This is a genomic window from Streptomyces sp. NPDC051064, from assembly GCF_044455985.1.
In the GTDB taxonomy this organism is placed as follows: Bacteria; Actinomycetota; Actinomycetes; order Streptomycetales; family Streptomycetaceae; genus Streptomyces.
Map to the genome: position 1 here is coordinate 118,385 of NZ_JBITFK010000012.1, position 12,853 is coordinate 131,237.

Below are 12,853 nucleotides of genomic sequence, written 5' to 3' on the forward strand. Positions count from 1 at the left end.
TCCGATGATCGCCCCGAACGGTCACGGGATGTGATCGTGACTGCGCTGTGATCACTCTGTGAAGCGCCTGTGGGGTGGTCGACTCCGCAGGTGAGCCACAGAGGGGACCCACCCGTGTCCGTTGACGCGACAGCAGCCGTACTGGAAGCCGTGGGAGCCCCCGAGCCGACGTCCGTCGAGTCGCTCGCCGGGGGCACGTACAACACCGTCACCCGCGTGACCTTCGGCGACGGCAGGGACTGGGTGGTGAAGGTCCCTCCGGCGCACGCCACCGGGCTGAGCTACGAACAGGGCCTGCTCGTCAACGAGGTCACCTTCTACGGCGCCGCCGCCGGGACCGGTGCCACGATCCCGCAGGTCGTGCACAGCGAGCTCGACCCCGGGGCGCGGGCCGGGGCGTACCTCGTCATGACCGCACGCCCCGGGCGGCCCTGGAGCGCCGTCGCCGGTGACCTGACGGCCGAGGAGACACGGGCCCTGCGTACCGAGTTCGGAAGCATCGTCGGCCGGCTGCACGGCGTCACGGGTCCCGGCGGTTTCGGGTATCCCGCCGAGCCCCTGGGACCGCTCTCCCCCACCTGGCGCGAGGCGTTCACGGCGATGACGGACGCCGTGCTCGCCGACGCCGAGCGATACGGGGCAAGGCTGCCGTACCCCGTGGGACGGATCCGCGAGGTGCTCGCCGGGGCGTCGGACGTGCTGGACGAAGTCACCCGGCCCGCCCTGGTCCACTTCGACCTCTGGCAGGGGAACCTCCTGGTGACCGGGGGGCCCGGCGCCCGGCGCATCGGCGGGATCATCGACGGTGAGCGGATGTTCTGGGGCGATCCGGTCGCCGATCTCGTCTCCACGTCGCTCTTCGGAGACCCGGAGACGGACCTGGACTTCCTCGCGGGATACGCGGCCGCGACGGGCGCACCGCTCGAGTTCACCCCGTCCGTACGCCGCCGGATCGGCCTCTGCCGCAGCTACCTCTACCTGATCATGCTCACCGAGACGGTACCCCGGAGCCCGGGACCCGACGCGGTGGAGAGGACGTGGAACGAGGTGGCGCCGAGGCTCGTCACGGCGCTCGAGGAGCTCATGGAGTAGAGCGCCTCAACCGGCCTCAGGAGGGGCGCTGCGTCAGATGGGTGAAGGCGTCCAGGTTGCGCGTCGATTCGCCGCGCTCCACCCGCCAGGCGTACTCCTTGCGGATCGCGCTCGCGAAGCCCAGCTCCAGCAGCGGATTGAACGCGCCGTCCGCCGCCTCCAGGACCGCGCCGAGCAGCCGGTCGAGCTCGTCGCGCGTGACGACCGAGAGCGGGAGCTTGCCGACGAGATAGACGTCGCCGAGCTGGTCGATGGCGTAACTCACCCCGAAGAGGCGGAGATTGTGCTCCAGGAGCCAGCGGTGCACGGCCGCGTCGTTCTCGTCGGGGTGACGGATGACGAACGCGTTGAGGGAGAGGGAGTGCTGCCCGACGATCAGGGAACAGGTCGTGGACAGCTTGCGCGTGCCGGGCAGCTTCACGACGTAGTTCCCGGGCCCGGGGCTCTCCCATTCGAGCTCCGCGTCGTTCAGCGTCGCCTCGATGACCTGCGCCGCTGCTGCCTCGTCGGATACGTCAGCCATGGTGCGAGCGTACGACAACGCGTCCGCGCGCTCAGCCGGACGCCTCCGCTCAGCCGTGGTGTGCGCGGGCGCGGCGCCGGTGGTCGTGCATGGCCGCCGTGTACACGTCGGCGGTGGCCGACGCCGCCGTGTCCCAGCCGAACGACTGGGCGTGCACGGCCGCGGCCTCGCCCATCCGGCCGGCCAGCTCCGCGCTGTCCGCGAAGCGGCTCAGCGCCTGTGCGTACGCCTCCGGGTCGTGGCCGGGGATCAGGAAGCCGCTGACTCCGTCCCGTACGGCGACCGGAAGACCGCCCACCGCCGCCGCGACCACGGGCGTGCCGGCCGCCTGGGCCTCTATAGCGACCAGCCCGAAGGACTCGTTGTACGAGGGCATGACCAGGACGGATGCCGCCCGGAACCAGTCGGCGAGCTGGTCCTGGCCGACCGGCGGGTGGAACCGTACGACGTCGGCGATGCCGAGACGCGCGGCAAGCTTCTGGAGGCCCTCCGGCTTGGCGAGCCCGCTGCCGCTGGGCCCTCCGACGACGGGTACGAGGATGCGCGAGCGCAGCGAGGGATCACGGTCCAGGAGCACCGCGACGGCGCGCAGCAGCACGTCCGGGGCCTTCAGCGGCTGGATGCGCCCCGCGAACAGCGGGATCAGCGCGTCCTGCGGCAGTCCGAGGCGGGCGCGCGCGGCGGCGCGGCCGTCGCCGGGGCAAAAGCGCTCCAGGTTCACCCCGGGGTGCACGACGGCGACGGACGCCGGGTCCGCGTCGTAGAAGCGGACGAGCTCGTCGGCCTCACCCGCGGTGTTCGCGATGAGCCGGTCGGAGGCGTGCACGATCTGGGTCTCACCGATGACGCGTGCGGCAGGCTCGGGGGTGTCGCCCTCGGCGAGCGCGGCGTTCTTGACCTTCGCCATGGTGTGCATGGCGTGGACGAGCGGGACGCCCCAGCGCTGTGCGGCGAGCCAGCCGACCTGGCCGGAGAGCCAGTAGTGGGAGTGGACCAGGTCGTAGTAACCAGGGCGCTGACCTGCCCACGCCTGCATCACGCCGTGGGTGAAGGCACAGAGCTGTGCGGGCAGCTCTTCCTTGGCGAGGCCCTCGTAGGGCCCCGCGTCGACGTGCCGGACCAGGACTCCGGGAGCCAGTTCGACCGTCGGGGGCAGCCCGCCGGTGGTGGCCCGGGTGAAGATCTCGACCTCGATGCCGATCGCGGCGAGGCGCCTGGCCAGCTCCACGATGTAGACGTTCATACCGCCGGCGTCGCCCGTACCGGGCTGATGCAGCGGAGAGGTGTGCACGGAGAGCATCGCGACACGGCGCGGCTTACGGTGTCCGGCGAACGTGCCCGGGAAGCGGATACGGGGTGCCGATGCCGCACGGCTGCTGCCGAGCCGGGAGACGTACTGGCTCACGGGTCCGCTCCTCCTCGCTCAGGGCATGACACGTACAGGGCACACGGCCCCTTCGAAGTGCCAGAACAGCGGAACCCCGCCTTTCATTTCCGCTTTGCCAAAACATTGCGAACTCTCCGGCGCGCCGGACGGCCGCTTCCGCGCCCCGCTGCTCCCGCGTCTGCCTGCCGGGGCTTCGCATACGCTCCTTTGCATGCACCAGCGCCCCATCGGCACCGCGACCCGCGGGACCACCAACCCCAACCGGCTGCGCCGCATGGACCGCTGGATCGCCGCCACCCACGGCCCCGCACTCCGCCGCAGCGACGCGCCCGTCGCGGTCGATCTCGGCTACGGCGCCGCCCCCTGGACCGCCGTCGAACTGCTGGAGCGGCTGCGCACCGCCGAGCCGCGCACGGCCGTCGTGGGCGTCGAGATCGATCCCGCCCGGGTCGCGGCGGCGCAGCCGTACGAGCGCGAGGGCCTCACCTTCGTGCACGGCGGCTTCGAGATCCCCACCGCAGGCCGGCCGCTCCTCATCCGGGCCGCGAACGTGCTGCGCCAGTACGACGAGGGTGAGGTCGCCGCGGTCTGGCAGCGGCTGTGCGCCCGGCTCGCCCCGGACGGGCTGCTGGTCGAGGGCACCTGCGACGAGGTCGGCCGCCGGCACGTGTGGGTCGCGCTCGGCCCGGAAGGCCCGCGCACGGTCACCTTCGCGACCCGGCTCGGCTCGCTGGACCGCCCCTCCGACCTGGCCGAACGCCTCCCGAAGGCCCTGATCCACCGCAATGTGCCGGGCGAACCCGTCCACGCCTTCCTGCGGGACCTCGACCGCGCCTGGGCCACGGCCTCCCCATACGCGTCCCTGGGCGCGCGGCAGCGCTGGATCGCGGCGGTCCGCGCGGTCTCCGCCGACTGGCCCCTGACGGACGGTGTACGGCGGTGGCGGCAGGGCGAGATCACGGTGCGCTGGTCCGCACTGCGGCCGGCCGCGGGGTGAACAGCACCGGACCGGAACACGTCGGCACGGGACGGCACCGGATCCGGGAACACCGGCGGATCTCCGTTCGTCTCCCTGTGTGACGGGGAGGGTGACGCGGACCTCTGTTGCTTTACGGGGCACCATGGCACGATCGCGTCGTCACGGTATTGTTACTGACGGTAAGTCAGATGTACGCGATACGGCTTTCGTTGCCTTTCGCCCGGAGGGGGAGCTTGTGAACCGACGCCACTGTGCCGCTGCCGCGACCACCCTGGTCTGCGCACTGGCGCTGCTGACCGCGCCGGTCCAGGCCATGGCCGCCCCGGTACCCGAGCCCAGCCCGACAGCCACCTCCTCCGCCTCGCCGAAGAAGAGCCTGGAGGAGGTCCGCGAGGAGATCGACACCCTCTACCGCAAGGCCGGGGCGGCGACGGACGCGTACAACCTCGCGGAGGAGCAGTCGAAGAAGCAGTCCGGCGAGATCGTCCGGCTGACCAAGTCGATCGCCGACGGCCAGGCGAAGATCGCCGAACTCAAGGACAGGGCAGGCGCCCAGGCCCGCGAGCAGTACCGCAACGGTGGACTCCCCCCGGGTGCGCAGCTGATGCTGAGCGGCAATCCGGACCTCTTCATGGACGGCATCAACCAGGCCAGGCAGGGCCAGCAGGCCACCAAGGGCATGCTGACCGAACTGGAGCAGGCGCAGGAGGACTTGGAGACGTACACCAAGGACGCCAGCCTCAACCTGGAGAAGATCGAGGCCGGCCGCGCCAAGCAGGCCAAGGCCAAGAAGAGCATCGACGCGCAGATCGCGGCGGCGGAGAAGCTCGAATCGCAGCTGGCGAAGGAGGAGCGGGCCAGGCTCCTCCAGCTGGAGAAGGACGCCGCTTCCACGGCGCAGGCCGCCTGGCTCTCCTCCGGCGCGCTCAAGGACATCAACCGCGAGGCGAGCACCGCCGGCAAGCAGGCGGTGGCCTTCGCGACCGCCCAGATCGGCAAGCCGTACGTATGGGGGGCCGAGGGCCCCGGTTCGTACGACTGCTCGGGGCTGACCTCACAGGCCTGGGCGGCGGCGAAGCAGCCGATCCCCCGGACGTCGCAGGAGCAGTGGCGGCAGCTGCCCCACATCGACATCGAGGACATGCGCCCCGGCGACCTGATCATCTACCACAGCGACGCCAGCCACGTCGGGATGTACGTCGGCGACGGCTCGATCGTGCACGCCCCCCGGCCAGGCCGGGATGTCACGCTGACGGGCGCGGGCTCCATGCAGATCCTGGGCGTGGTCCGGCCCGACAAGTAGGCCTTCCGGGGGCGGCCCGGCGAACTGTGCGCAGTGCGTGTCGAGCGCGTGATGTTCGTCATGGCCTCATGTCCGTTTCGTGCGCGCCCATCACGCCGGATCCGTGGCGGGAAGCGGCTTATGACCGCGCATATGACAGAGGATGATCGGCTGGCGCCATTCCGTTCCCCTGCCGCCGACCGCTATCGTCCCCGTCGGCGGGTCGTCGATCGTCAACCCGCCGCGCCCTCGGGGGGAGGGAAGGAAACCCGAACCGATGCCCGTACCCGTACCGCAGCAACGTGCCGTTCCCGCTGCGGAGACCACTCATGGCGCCGACCTCACACTCCTGGTGATCGAGGACGACCCTGCGGGCACCTTCGCCGTCCCCGAGCTGTCGTCCACGACCGGGGCTCGGGTCCGCGTCCGTACCGCCCGTAACCTCACCGAGGCCGGACGGCTGCTCACCGACGACGTCGACTGCATCCTGCTCGACCTCGACCTGGAGGCGGCCGCGCTGCCCGCCGGCGCGCGCGCCGAGGGCCGGGACGAGGAGGCCGGCCGGCCGGACGGGCTCGCCACCCTCAAGCACGTCCTGCGCATCGCGCCGCGCCACGCCGTCCTCGCCCTCACCGCGGAGGACGACGCCGAGCGGGCCGCCGAGGCCGTACGGGTCGGGGCCCAGGACTATCTCTTCCGCGACGAGCTCGACGGCCGCCTCCTCAACCGCGCCATCCGGTACGCCGTGGAGCGCAAGCGCGCGGACACCGCACAGCACCAGCTGACCGAGTCCCGGCTGCGCGCCCAGGAGAACGCCCGGCTGGAACGCGGACTGCTGCCCACCCCGCTCCTCGACGGCTCCGATCTCGCCTTCGCCGCCCACTACCGGCCGGGCCGCAGCCGTGCCCTGCTCGGCGGGGACTTCTACGACACGGTCCGCACACCGGACGGCACGGTCCACGCGATGATCGGCGACGTCTGCGGACACGGCCCGGACGAGGCGGCGCTCGGCGTCGAGCTGCGTATCGCCTGGCGGGCGCTCACGCTGGCCGGGCTCTGCGGCGACGCCCTGCTCTCCACGCTGCAGCAGGTCCTGGAGCACGAGCGGCAGAGCGAGGAGATCTTCGCGACGCTCTGCACCCTCGACATCGCACCCGACGGCCGCCGCGCGGGACTGTGCATCGCGGGCCACCCCGCACCGCTGATCGCCCGCCAGGGGCGGGCGGCGCACCTGCTCCCGTACGAGGACGGCGGCCCGGCCCTCGGCCTGCTGCCGCATGCCCGGTGGCCGCGCCGGCAGGTCGAGCTCGGGGGCTCCTGGAGCCTGATGATGTACACCGACGGGCTCATCGAGGGGCGCGTCGGGCAGGAGGGCACCCAGCGGCTGGGCCAGGACGGCATGGTCGCGATGGTCAACGGCCGGCTGGACCAGGGGCTCGGCGGCGAGGCCCTGCTGGAGGCCGCGGTCACCCAGGTGCAGGAGCTGAACGGCGGGGAGCTGACCGACGACGTGGCGGTCCTCCTGCTGGAACGCGACGAGGCCCGGATACGACGGAGGGGCAGGAGCGCGTCGCGCTCCCGCCCCGGTGCCGCCTCGTCGGCGGGCGCTCAGCGCCCGCCGTTGTAGGGGCCGTACGGTCCGTCACTGCTGGAGCCTCCGCGACGGCCGCCGCCACCCGATACGGCCTTGATCGCCGGCCGGACGTCCACCATGAAGACGATGGACGCGATCACGCCCGCGATCTGCAGGAACAGGATCGGGATGACGAGGTTCACGAAGACCGTGACGCCGAGGATGATCAGCCAGAAGGACTTCTTCTGCTTGTCCGCGGCCCGGTAGGCGTCCTCCCGCGCCGTCACGGCGAAGACCAGCGCGACCACGGCCAGGACGAGCATGGCCAGGTACAGCAGCTGGAGGAACGAGCCGAATGCTTCGAGCAACACGGTGAGCACCGCCTAGTCAGTGGATGAGCGCCTCGCGGCCAAGGTACCGGGACAACGACCCGGGCACCCCCAAAGGTGCCCGGCCCGTTCTTCCGGCAACCCCGAGCCGCCGCTTCCGTCTACTTCGCGGAGGGCGGGGTCGTCTTCTTCGCCGCGGGCTTGCGCACGGGCGCCGTCTTCTTCGGCGTCGCGGCGGGCGCGGCCTTGGACTCGGCGGCCTTCGGCGCGGGCTTCTTCGCGGCAGGCGCCACCGGCTTGGCGGCAACCGGCTTCGCGGGGGTCACCGGCTTGGCAGGGGTCACCGGCTTGGTCGCCGCCTCGGACTTCTGCTTCGGCACGGACTTCGGCTCCGCCTCGACGACGGCGGCGATCTCGACGATCTCCTCGGCCGTCTCGCCGCGCCAGGTCCGCACGCTCTGCTCGCCGCGCTCGGCGACCTTCTCGTACGTCTCCCGGGCGCGGACCGCGTACTCGGCGGCCACACCCACGCTCCGCAGCGCCAGGTCCTGGGCGGTCTCGCCCCACTTCTTCAGGTCGGTGTCCAGCGCGCCGAAGACCTCGGTCACCTTCGCCTGCACGGTGGCCTGAGCCTCCTTGGCCTGCGTGGCGACGCGCTCCTGAACGGCCTTCGGGTCGGTGTTGCGCACGGCCTCGATCCGCTCGGGCGCCTCGGCCCTGAGCTGGTCGAGCAGAGCGGGGACCTTGCGCGCCTGCTCCACGGCGAGGTCGGCCGTGCCGGCGGCGAAGTAGAGGGGGGTGGGGTCGGTGAGGGTCTTGCGCAGGTCATCGGTGATGGCCATGACTGTGGTCCTCCCGGATCATCAGAAGTCAGTTCGCTGGTGGGTCTGCATCACTGCCGCCGGCCGTGCGGGGGCCGCGGGCATCCGGACCGGCGCCGTCCGCGTCGGCACCGCTTTCCGCGTCGGCATCGATTCTGCTCTCCGCGTCGGCGGCACCGTGGAACTCGGCGCCGGTGTCGGGCGCGACATCGAAACCGTTCTCCCGGCGGAAGGAGTCGTAGATCTGCAGCAGCACGTTCTTCTGCCGCTCGTTGATCGACGGATCGGCCAATATGACCGCCCGCGTCTCCAGCTCCTCCCGCTCCCGCTCATCGAGGATCCCGGCCCGCACGTAGAGCGTCTCGGCCGAGATCCGCAGGGCCTTGGCGACCTGCTGCAGCACCTCGGCGCTCGGCTTGCGCAGTCCGCGCTCGATCTGGCTGAGATACGGATTGGACACCCCGGCGGCGTCGGCGAGCTGCCGCAGGGAGAGCTGCGCGGTACGCCGCTGCTCACGCAGGTACTCGCCGAGATTGCCGACGTTGAGTGATGCCATGGGTCGATACTGCATCACCCTTGCTAACTATTGCAAGCGCATGCTTGCAATAGTGTTCCGTGTCATGTCACAGCGCCGTACCGAAGCCCCGCCGCGCCCGCCTCCCGGGGCCCCCGCGGCGCTAGCGTCGGCCCATGATCGTATGGCTCAACGGCACCCACGGCGCCGGCAAGACGACGACCGGTGCGCTCGTGCAGCAGCTGATCCCGGACTCGCGGGTCTTCGACGCCGAGAAGGTCGGCGAGACGCTCATGGACATCACGCCGGGGCTGCCCTGGACGGGAAACTTCCAGGACTGGCCGCCGTGGCGGCCCCTCGTGGTCGAGACCGCCCGCCACGTACTCGACTACGCCGGCGGCACCCTGGTGATGCCCATGACCGTCCTGGTCGAGCAGTACTGGCGCGAGATCAGCGCGGGCCTCGCCCAGCACGGGATCCCGGTGCGGCACTTCGTCCTCCACGCCGACCAGGACACCCTGCGCGGCCGCATCGAGGGCGACCTCGCTCTCGGACCCTCCACGTTCCGCCTCCAGTACCTCGAGCCCTACGCCGAGGCGGCGCGCACCTGGCTGCACGACGAGGCCGAGGTGATCGACACCACGCACCTCACCCCCACCGAAGCCGCACAACGCATCGCAAGCTCCACGGCCGGCTGAGCCGCAGGTCGTCGGGAAGTTACGGACGCCCGAACCGGGCATAAGTGGCCACCCCTCGTCCGTAACCTCCCCACGACAGGAGGCCGCCCCCGCAACGGGCTTCCATGGGGAAGCTTCGGCGGGGCAAGCTGGGCCGCATGACCGCACCTGACGCCAAGGCCGACCTCCACTTCTATCTGCAGTCGGCCCGCGACGCGCTGCTCTGGAAGCTCGAAGGGCTCTCCGAGTACGACGCGCGACGCCCCCTGACACCGACCGGCACCAACATCCTGGGCCTGGTCAAGCACGTGGCGAGTGTGGAACTGGGCTACCTCGGCGACACGTTCGGGCGGCCGTCCGGCGAGGCGCTGCCGTGGGTCGAGGAAGGGGCCGAGCCCAACGCGGACATGTGGGCGACCGCGGACGAGTCACGTGAGCAGATCGTGGGGCTCTACCGCCGGGCCTGGGCCCACGCGGACGCGACGCTCGACGCGCTGCCGCTGGACGCGGTCGGCACCGTCCCGTGGTGGCCGAGCCACCGGGCCGAGGTGACGCTGCACCATGCCGTGGTCCGCGTGATCGGCGATACGCACCGGCACGCCGGGCACGCCGACATCGTCCGGGAACTCATCGACGGCGCCGTGGGGATGGGCCAGGGCAACGACAGCATCCCGCCGGGCGACGCCGCGTGGTGGGCGGACCACCGGAACCGGCTGGAGCGCACGGCCCGTGAAGCCGACCGGGATGCGTGACACCGCGGGACGGAGGCCGGGCGGGGCCGCCGGTCCCGTAGCGTCGGCCTCATGAGCGACCTCCTGCCGCTGCTCGTACTCGCGGGCGCGCTCGCCGCCGTCATGGGCCTCTTCAGGTGGCTGGCGTCCCGCGTCCGGCGGCGCGGGACCGCCGGGGCGGCGATCAGCGCGGCGCTGGCGTCCTACGACGAGGCGTTCCGGGTGACCGCCCACGACGCCCACCACGAGATCCGGGCGCAGGCCGAGCGCAAGGCCCCGCTGCTCTCGCCCGACCGCCCCTGGGAGACCGGCCGCGGCGGCGGTCCGTCGTCGGGCGAACGCCCGCGGAGCCGGCGGCCGCTGCGGCGCCGGGCCGGCCGCCTGTGGCGCGGGCGCGGACGTTGGGCGGGGGGCGCGTAAAACGGTCGAACGACGGGGGCGCGCGCCCTACCCTGGCCGCATGCCTCCGTCCAAGACCTCGTACGTCTGCCTCCCGTGCCGGGCCTCGTACAAGCAGCCCTACGACCGGGAGCGGACGGACCGCGTCTGCCCCCGGTGCGCCGGGGCGCTGGTCCACGTCGGCTCCGCCTTCGCGGCACCGAGGCGGCGGGACACCGCGGCGTGGCGCACGCTCTCGGTGCTGCTGAACGCCGGGGTCCGTTTCCACGCGGGCTGCAGCGACGGGCCGGGCTACCGCCCGCGCACGCTGCGCGAGGTGAAGGAGCGCATGGCCTACGCGGAGAGAACCGGGGAGCCGTTCGCGAAGTCCCTGCTCAGGTACGAGCTGCCGCGGTAGGAGCGCCCAAAGGCCCTAACGTCCTCTTGCGGACCATCTGCCACAGTACGAATTGTACGCTGGTCCGCATGACCGCCCTCACCCCCACCGCCCGCACGGCACCCGACCTGTCCTTCCTCCTCGACCACACCAGCCACGTCCTGCGGACCCGGATGGCGGCCGCGCTGGACGGGATCGGGCTGACCGCACGCATGCACTGCGTCCTCGTCCACGCCCTGGAGGAGGAGCGCACCCAGATCCAGCTCGCCGAGATCGGCGACATGGACAAGACCACGATGGTGGTGACCGTGGACGCCCTGGAGAGCGCGGGGCTGGCCGAGCGGCGCCCCTCCAGCCGCGACCGGCGGGCCCGGATCATCGCCGTCACCGAGGAAGGCGCCCGGGTCGCCGTACGGAGCCAGGAAATCGTCGACCGGGTGCACCAGGAGGCCCTGGGGGCGCTCCCCGACGGTGACCGCGAGGCACTGCTGCGCGCGCTGAACCAGCTGGCCACGGGTCATCTGGCGACCCCCTCCGAGAACCCCCGGCCGGTCCGGCGGGCGCGCCAGGGACAGGGGTAACCACCCCCGGCGGGACCGTAAAAGATAGTCCGCAACGGAACCATCTGTTACGGTCTCTCTTGTCGACCCGTCCGACAGGAGAAGACCGATGGCTGTTGATGCCTCGCAAGGCCGCCCCAGTGCCACCACTTCCGGACCCACCACCGCCGAACCCACCGCGTCCGGGGCGACCGCCCGCCGCCGCGGTCTCGCCCTCGCGGTGATCGCCGCGGGGATGCTCACGCTCACCCTCGACGGCTCGATCGTCACCGTGGCCATGCCCACCATCCAGCGCGACCTGGGGTTCACCTCCGCCGGCCTCAGCTGGGTGGTCAACGCCTACCTGATCGCCTTCGGCAGCCTGCTCCTGCTCGCGGGCCGGATCGGCGACCTGATCGGCCGCACCCGCGTGTTCCTGGCCGGCACCGCCGTCTTCACCGTCGCCTCCCTGCTGGCCGGTGCGGCCACGACCCCGGCGATGCTCATCGCCGCCCGCTTCCTCCAGGGGGTCGGCAGCGCGATGGCCTCCGCCGTCGGGCTGGGCATCCTCATCACCCTGTTCGGCGAACCCCGCGAACGGGCCAGGGCCATCGCCGTGTTCTCGTTCACCGGCGCCGCGGGCGCGTCCATCGGGCAGGTGCTCGGCGGAATTCTCACCGATGCACTCAGCTGGCACTGGATCTTCTTCATCAACCTGCCGATCGGTGTGGCGGCCCTCCTGGTCGCCCGCCGGGTCCTGCCCGCCGACCGTGGCCCCGGGCTCGCCGCCGGCGCCGACGTCATCGGGGCCGCCCTCGTGACGGCGGGCCTGATGCTGGGGATCTACACGGTGGTCAAGGCCGAGGAGTACGGCTGGATCTCCGCGCCCACCCTCGGACTCGGGGCGGTCGCGCTCGCGCTGCTCGGAGCGTTCGTCGTACGCCAGGCCACCGCCCGGACCCCGCTCCTGCCCCTGAGGATTCTGCGTTCCCGCAGTGTCGCCGGGGCCAATCTGGTGCAGGTCCTCATGGTGGCCGCGCTGTCCTCGTTCCAGATCATCGTCGCGCTGCACCTGCGACACGTCCTCGGCTACGGCGCCGCCGAGACCGGTTTCGCCATGCTCCCCGCCGCCGTCGTCATCGGCGGCGTCTCCCTCGGCGTCTCGGCCCGGCTGAACGCCCGGTTCGGCGAGCGCGCCGTGCTGCTGACCGGCATCGTCCTGCTGATCGGCGCTCTCGGGTTCCTCACCCGGATCCCCGTGGACGCGCGGTACGTCACCGACGTGCTCCCCGTGATGCTCCTCGCGGCCGGCTTCGGCCTGGCGCTGCCCGCACTGACGTCCCTCGGAATGTCCGGTGCCGGCAAGGACGACGCCGGGCTCGCCTCCGGCGTCTTCAACACCACCCAGCAGATCGGCATGGCCATCGGCGTCGCGGTGCTGACCACACTGGCGGCGTCCCGGACCGACCGGCTGCTCGGCGAAGGCCACCGCCGGGCCGAGGCGCTGACCGGCGGCTACCAGCTCGCGTTCACCGTCGGCACCGGACTGCTCGTCGCCGCCCTCGCCGTGGCGTTCCTCGTCCTGCGGCCCGCCGGCTCCGCGACAACCCGCCCCTGAAGCACCGGACTCC

General features: G+C 71.9%; 15 protein-coding genes. 10 read left to right on the forward strand and 5 right to left on the reverse strand.

What is annotated here, in order from left to right:
- The first annotated feature begins 114 nt into the window (after positions 1-114).
- On the forward strand, positions 115-1,092 hold the full coding sequence (locus ACIBCU_RS34415; protein ID WP_399236306.1) for a phosphotransferase family protein: 978 nt from the start codon (positions 115-117) through the stop codon (positions 1,090-1,092).
- Positions 1,093-1,108: 16 nt separating this feature from the next.
- Here ACIBCU_RS34415 and ACIBCU_RS34420 read toward each other — a convergent pair whose 3' ends face one another.
- Positions 1,109-1,615 carry a YbjN domain-containing protein gene (locus tag ACIBCU_RS34420; RefSeq protein WP_399236309.1) on the reverse strand — a complete coding sequence of 169 codons (507 nt, stop codon included), beginning with the start codon at positions 1,613-1,615 and terminating at the stop codon, positions 1,109-1,111.
- Positions 1,616-1,664: 49 nt separating this feature from the next.
- A complete protein-coding gene (mshA, locus tag ACIBCU_RS34425) occupies positions 1,665-3,020 on the reverse strand; it encodes a D-inositol-3-phosphate glycosyltransferase (protein WP_399236311.1) in 1,356 nt (451 codons plus the stop codon).
- 193 nt (positions 3,021-3,213) lie between these two features.
- Here mshA and ACIBCU_RS34430 point away from each other — a divergent pair, with 193 nt between their 5' ends.
- The 3 genes from ACIBCU_RS34430 to ACIBCU_RS34440 all read left to right on the forward strand — a co-directional run bounded on the left by ACIBCU_RS34430 (position 3,214) and on the right by ACIBCU_RS34440 (position 6,890).
- Positions 3,214-3,999 carry a class I SAM-dependent methyltransferase gene (locus ACIBCU_RS34430; RefSeq protein ID WP_399236314.1) on the forward strand — a complete coding sequence of 262 codons (786 nt, stop codon included), beginning with the start codon at positions 3,214-3,216 and terminating at the stop codon, positions 3,997-3,999.
- A gap of 217 nt (positions 4,000-4,216) precedes the next feature.
- Positions 4,217-5,284, forward strand: a complete 1,068-nt coding sequence (locus tag ACIBCU_RS34435) for an NlpC/P60 family protein (RefSeq protein ID WP_362932685.1) — start codon at positions 4,217-4,219, stop codon at positions 5,282-5,284.
- A 256-nt stretch (positions 5,285-5,540) separates the two neighbouring features.
- Positions 5,541-6,890 (forward strand): PP2C family protein-serine/threonine phosphatase, encoded by a 1,350-nt coding sequence (locus ACIBCU_RS34440; RefSeq protein ID WP_399236316.1) that lies wholly within the window; start codon positions 5,541-5,543, stop codon positions 6,888-6,890.
- Here ACIBCU_RS34440 and ACIBCU_RS34445 read toward each other — a convergent pair.
- The 3 genes from ACIBCU_RS34445 to ACIBCU_RS34455 form a co-directional block, all read right to left on the reverse strand.
- Positions 6,872-7,207, reverse strand: coding sequence for a DUF2516 family protein (locus tag ACIBCU_RS34445; protein ID WP_033298647.1), 336 nt, complete (start codon positions 7,205-7,207; stop codon positions 6,872-6,874). The two genes, ACIBCU_RS34440 and ACIBCU_RS34445, sit on opposite strands and share 19 nt — an antisense overlap.
- A gap of 119 nt (positions 7,208-7,326) precedes the next feature.
- A complete protein-coding gene (locus ACIBCU_RS34450; protein WP_362932681.1) occupies positions 7,327-8,007 on the reverse strand; it encodes a hypothetical protein in 681 nt (226 codons plus the stop codon).
- A 28-nt stretch (positions 8,008-8,035) separates the two neighbouring features.
- A complete protein-coding gene (locus tag ACIBCU_RS34455) occupies positions 8,036-8,542 on the reverse strand; it encodes a helix-turn-helix domain-containing protein (RefSeq protein ID WP_362932679.1) in 507 nt (168 codons plus the stop codon).
- 134 nt (positions 8,543-8,676) lie between these two features.
- Here ACIBCU_RS34455 and ACIBCU_RS34460 point away from each other — a divergent pair, with 134 nt between their 5' ends.
- The 6 genes from ACIBCU_RS34460 (at position 8,677) to ACIBCU_RS34485 (ending at position 12,840) form a co-directional block, all read left to right on the forward strand.
- Positions 8,677-9,198, forward strand: coding sequence for an ATP-binding protein (locus ACIBCU_RS34460; RefSeq protein WP_399236320.1), 522 nt, complete (start codon positions 8,677-8,679; stop codon positions 9,196-9,198).
- A 137-nt stretch (positions 9,199-9,335) separates the two neighbouring features.
- Entirely contained in the window at positions 9,336-9,929 is a 594-nt protein-coding gene (locus ACIBCU_RS34465) for a DinB family protein (protein ID WP_399236323.1), read from the forward strand.
- A 51-nt stretch (positions 9,930-9,980) separates the two neighbouring features.
- The gene (locus ACIBCU_RS34470; RefSeq protein WP_362932673.1) at positions 9,981-10,328 is read left to right on the forward strand and encodes a hypothetical protein; all 348 of its coding nucleotides are present in this window, start codon (positions 9,981-9,983) and stop codon (positions 10,326-10,328) included.
- Positions 10,329-10,368: 40 nt separating this feature from the next.
- Positions 10,369-10,704: a deoxyxylulose-5-phosphate synthase gene (locus ACIBCU_RS34475; RefSeq protein ID WP_362932671.1), complete on the forward strand. Its 336-nt coding sequence runs from the start codon at positions 10,369-10,371 to the stop codon at positions 10,702-10,704.
- A gap of 68 nt (positions 10,705-10,772) precedes the next feature.
- The gene (locus tag ACIBCU_RS34480; RefSeq protein ID WP_362932669.1) at positions 10,773-11,264 is read left to right on the forward strand and encodes a MarR family winged helix-turn-helix transcriptional regulator; all 492 of its coding nucleotides are present in this window, start codon (positions 10,773-10,775) and stop codon (positions 11,262-11,264) included.
- A 214-nt stretch (positions 11,265-11,478) separates the two neighbouring features.
- Positions 11,479-12,840 carry an MFS transporter gene (locus ACIBCU_RS34485; RefSeq protein ID WP_399236449.1) on the forward strand — a complete coding sequence of 454 codons (1,362 nt, stop codon included), beginning with the start codon at positions 11,479-11,481 and terminating at the stop codon, positions 12,838-12,840.
- Positions 12,841-12,853 lie beyond the last annotated feature (13 nt).

Bases quoted from the DNA above. Each gene is read 5' to 3' on its own strand.
- ACIBCU_RS34480 (WP_362932669.1), top strand. From the start codon at position 10,773: ATGACCGCCCTCACCCCCACCGCCCGCACGGCACCCGACCTGTCCTTC.
- ACIBCU_RS34485 (WP_399236449.1), top strand. From the start codon at position 11,479: ATGCTCACGCTCACCCTCGACGGCTCGATCGTCACCGTGGCCATGCCC.
- ACIBCU_RS34450 (WP_362932681.1), bottom strand. From the start codon at position 8,007: ATGGCCATCACCGATGACCTGCGCAAGACCCTCACCGACCCCACCCCC.
- ACIBCU_RS34460 (WP_399236320.1), top strand. From the start codon at position 8,677: ATGATCGTATGGCTCAACGGCACCCACGGCGCCGGCAAGACGACGACC.
- ACIBCU_RS34440 (WP_399236316.1), top strand. From the start codon at position 5,541: ATGCCCGTACCCGTACCGCAGCAACGTGCCGTTCCCGCTGCGGAGACC.
- ACIBCU_RS34470 (WP_362932673.1), top strand. From the start codon at position 9,981: ATGAGCGACCTCCTGCCGCTGCTCGTACTCGCGGGCGCGCTCGCCGCC.
- ACIBCU_RS34455 (WP_362932679.1), bottom strand. From the start codon at position 8,542: ATGGCATCACTCAACGTCGGCAATCTCGGCGAGTACCTGCGTGAGCAG.
- ACIBCU_RS34465 (WP_399236323.1), top strand. From the start codon at position 9,336: ATGACCGCACCTGACGCCAAGGCCGACCTCCACTTCTATCTGCAGTCG.
- ACIBCU_RS34420 (WP_399236309.1), bottom strand. From the start codon at position 1,615: ATGGCTGACGTATCCGACGAGGCAGCAGCGGCGCAGGTCATCGAGGCG.
- ACIBCU_RS34475 (WP_362932671.1), top strand. From the start codon at position 10,369: ATGCCTCCGTCCAAGACCTCGTACGTCTGCCTCCCGTGCCGGGCCTCG.
- ACIBCU_RS34430 (WP_399236314.1), top strand. From the start codon at position 3,214: ATGCACCAGCGCCCCATCGGCACCGCGACCCGCGGGACCACCAACCCC.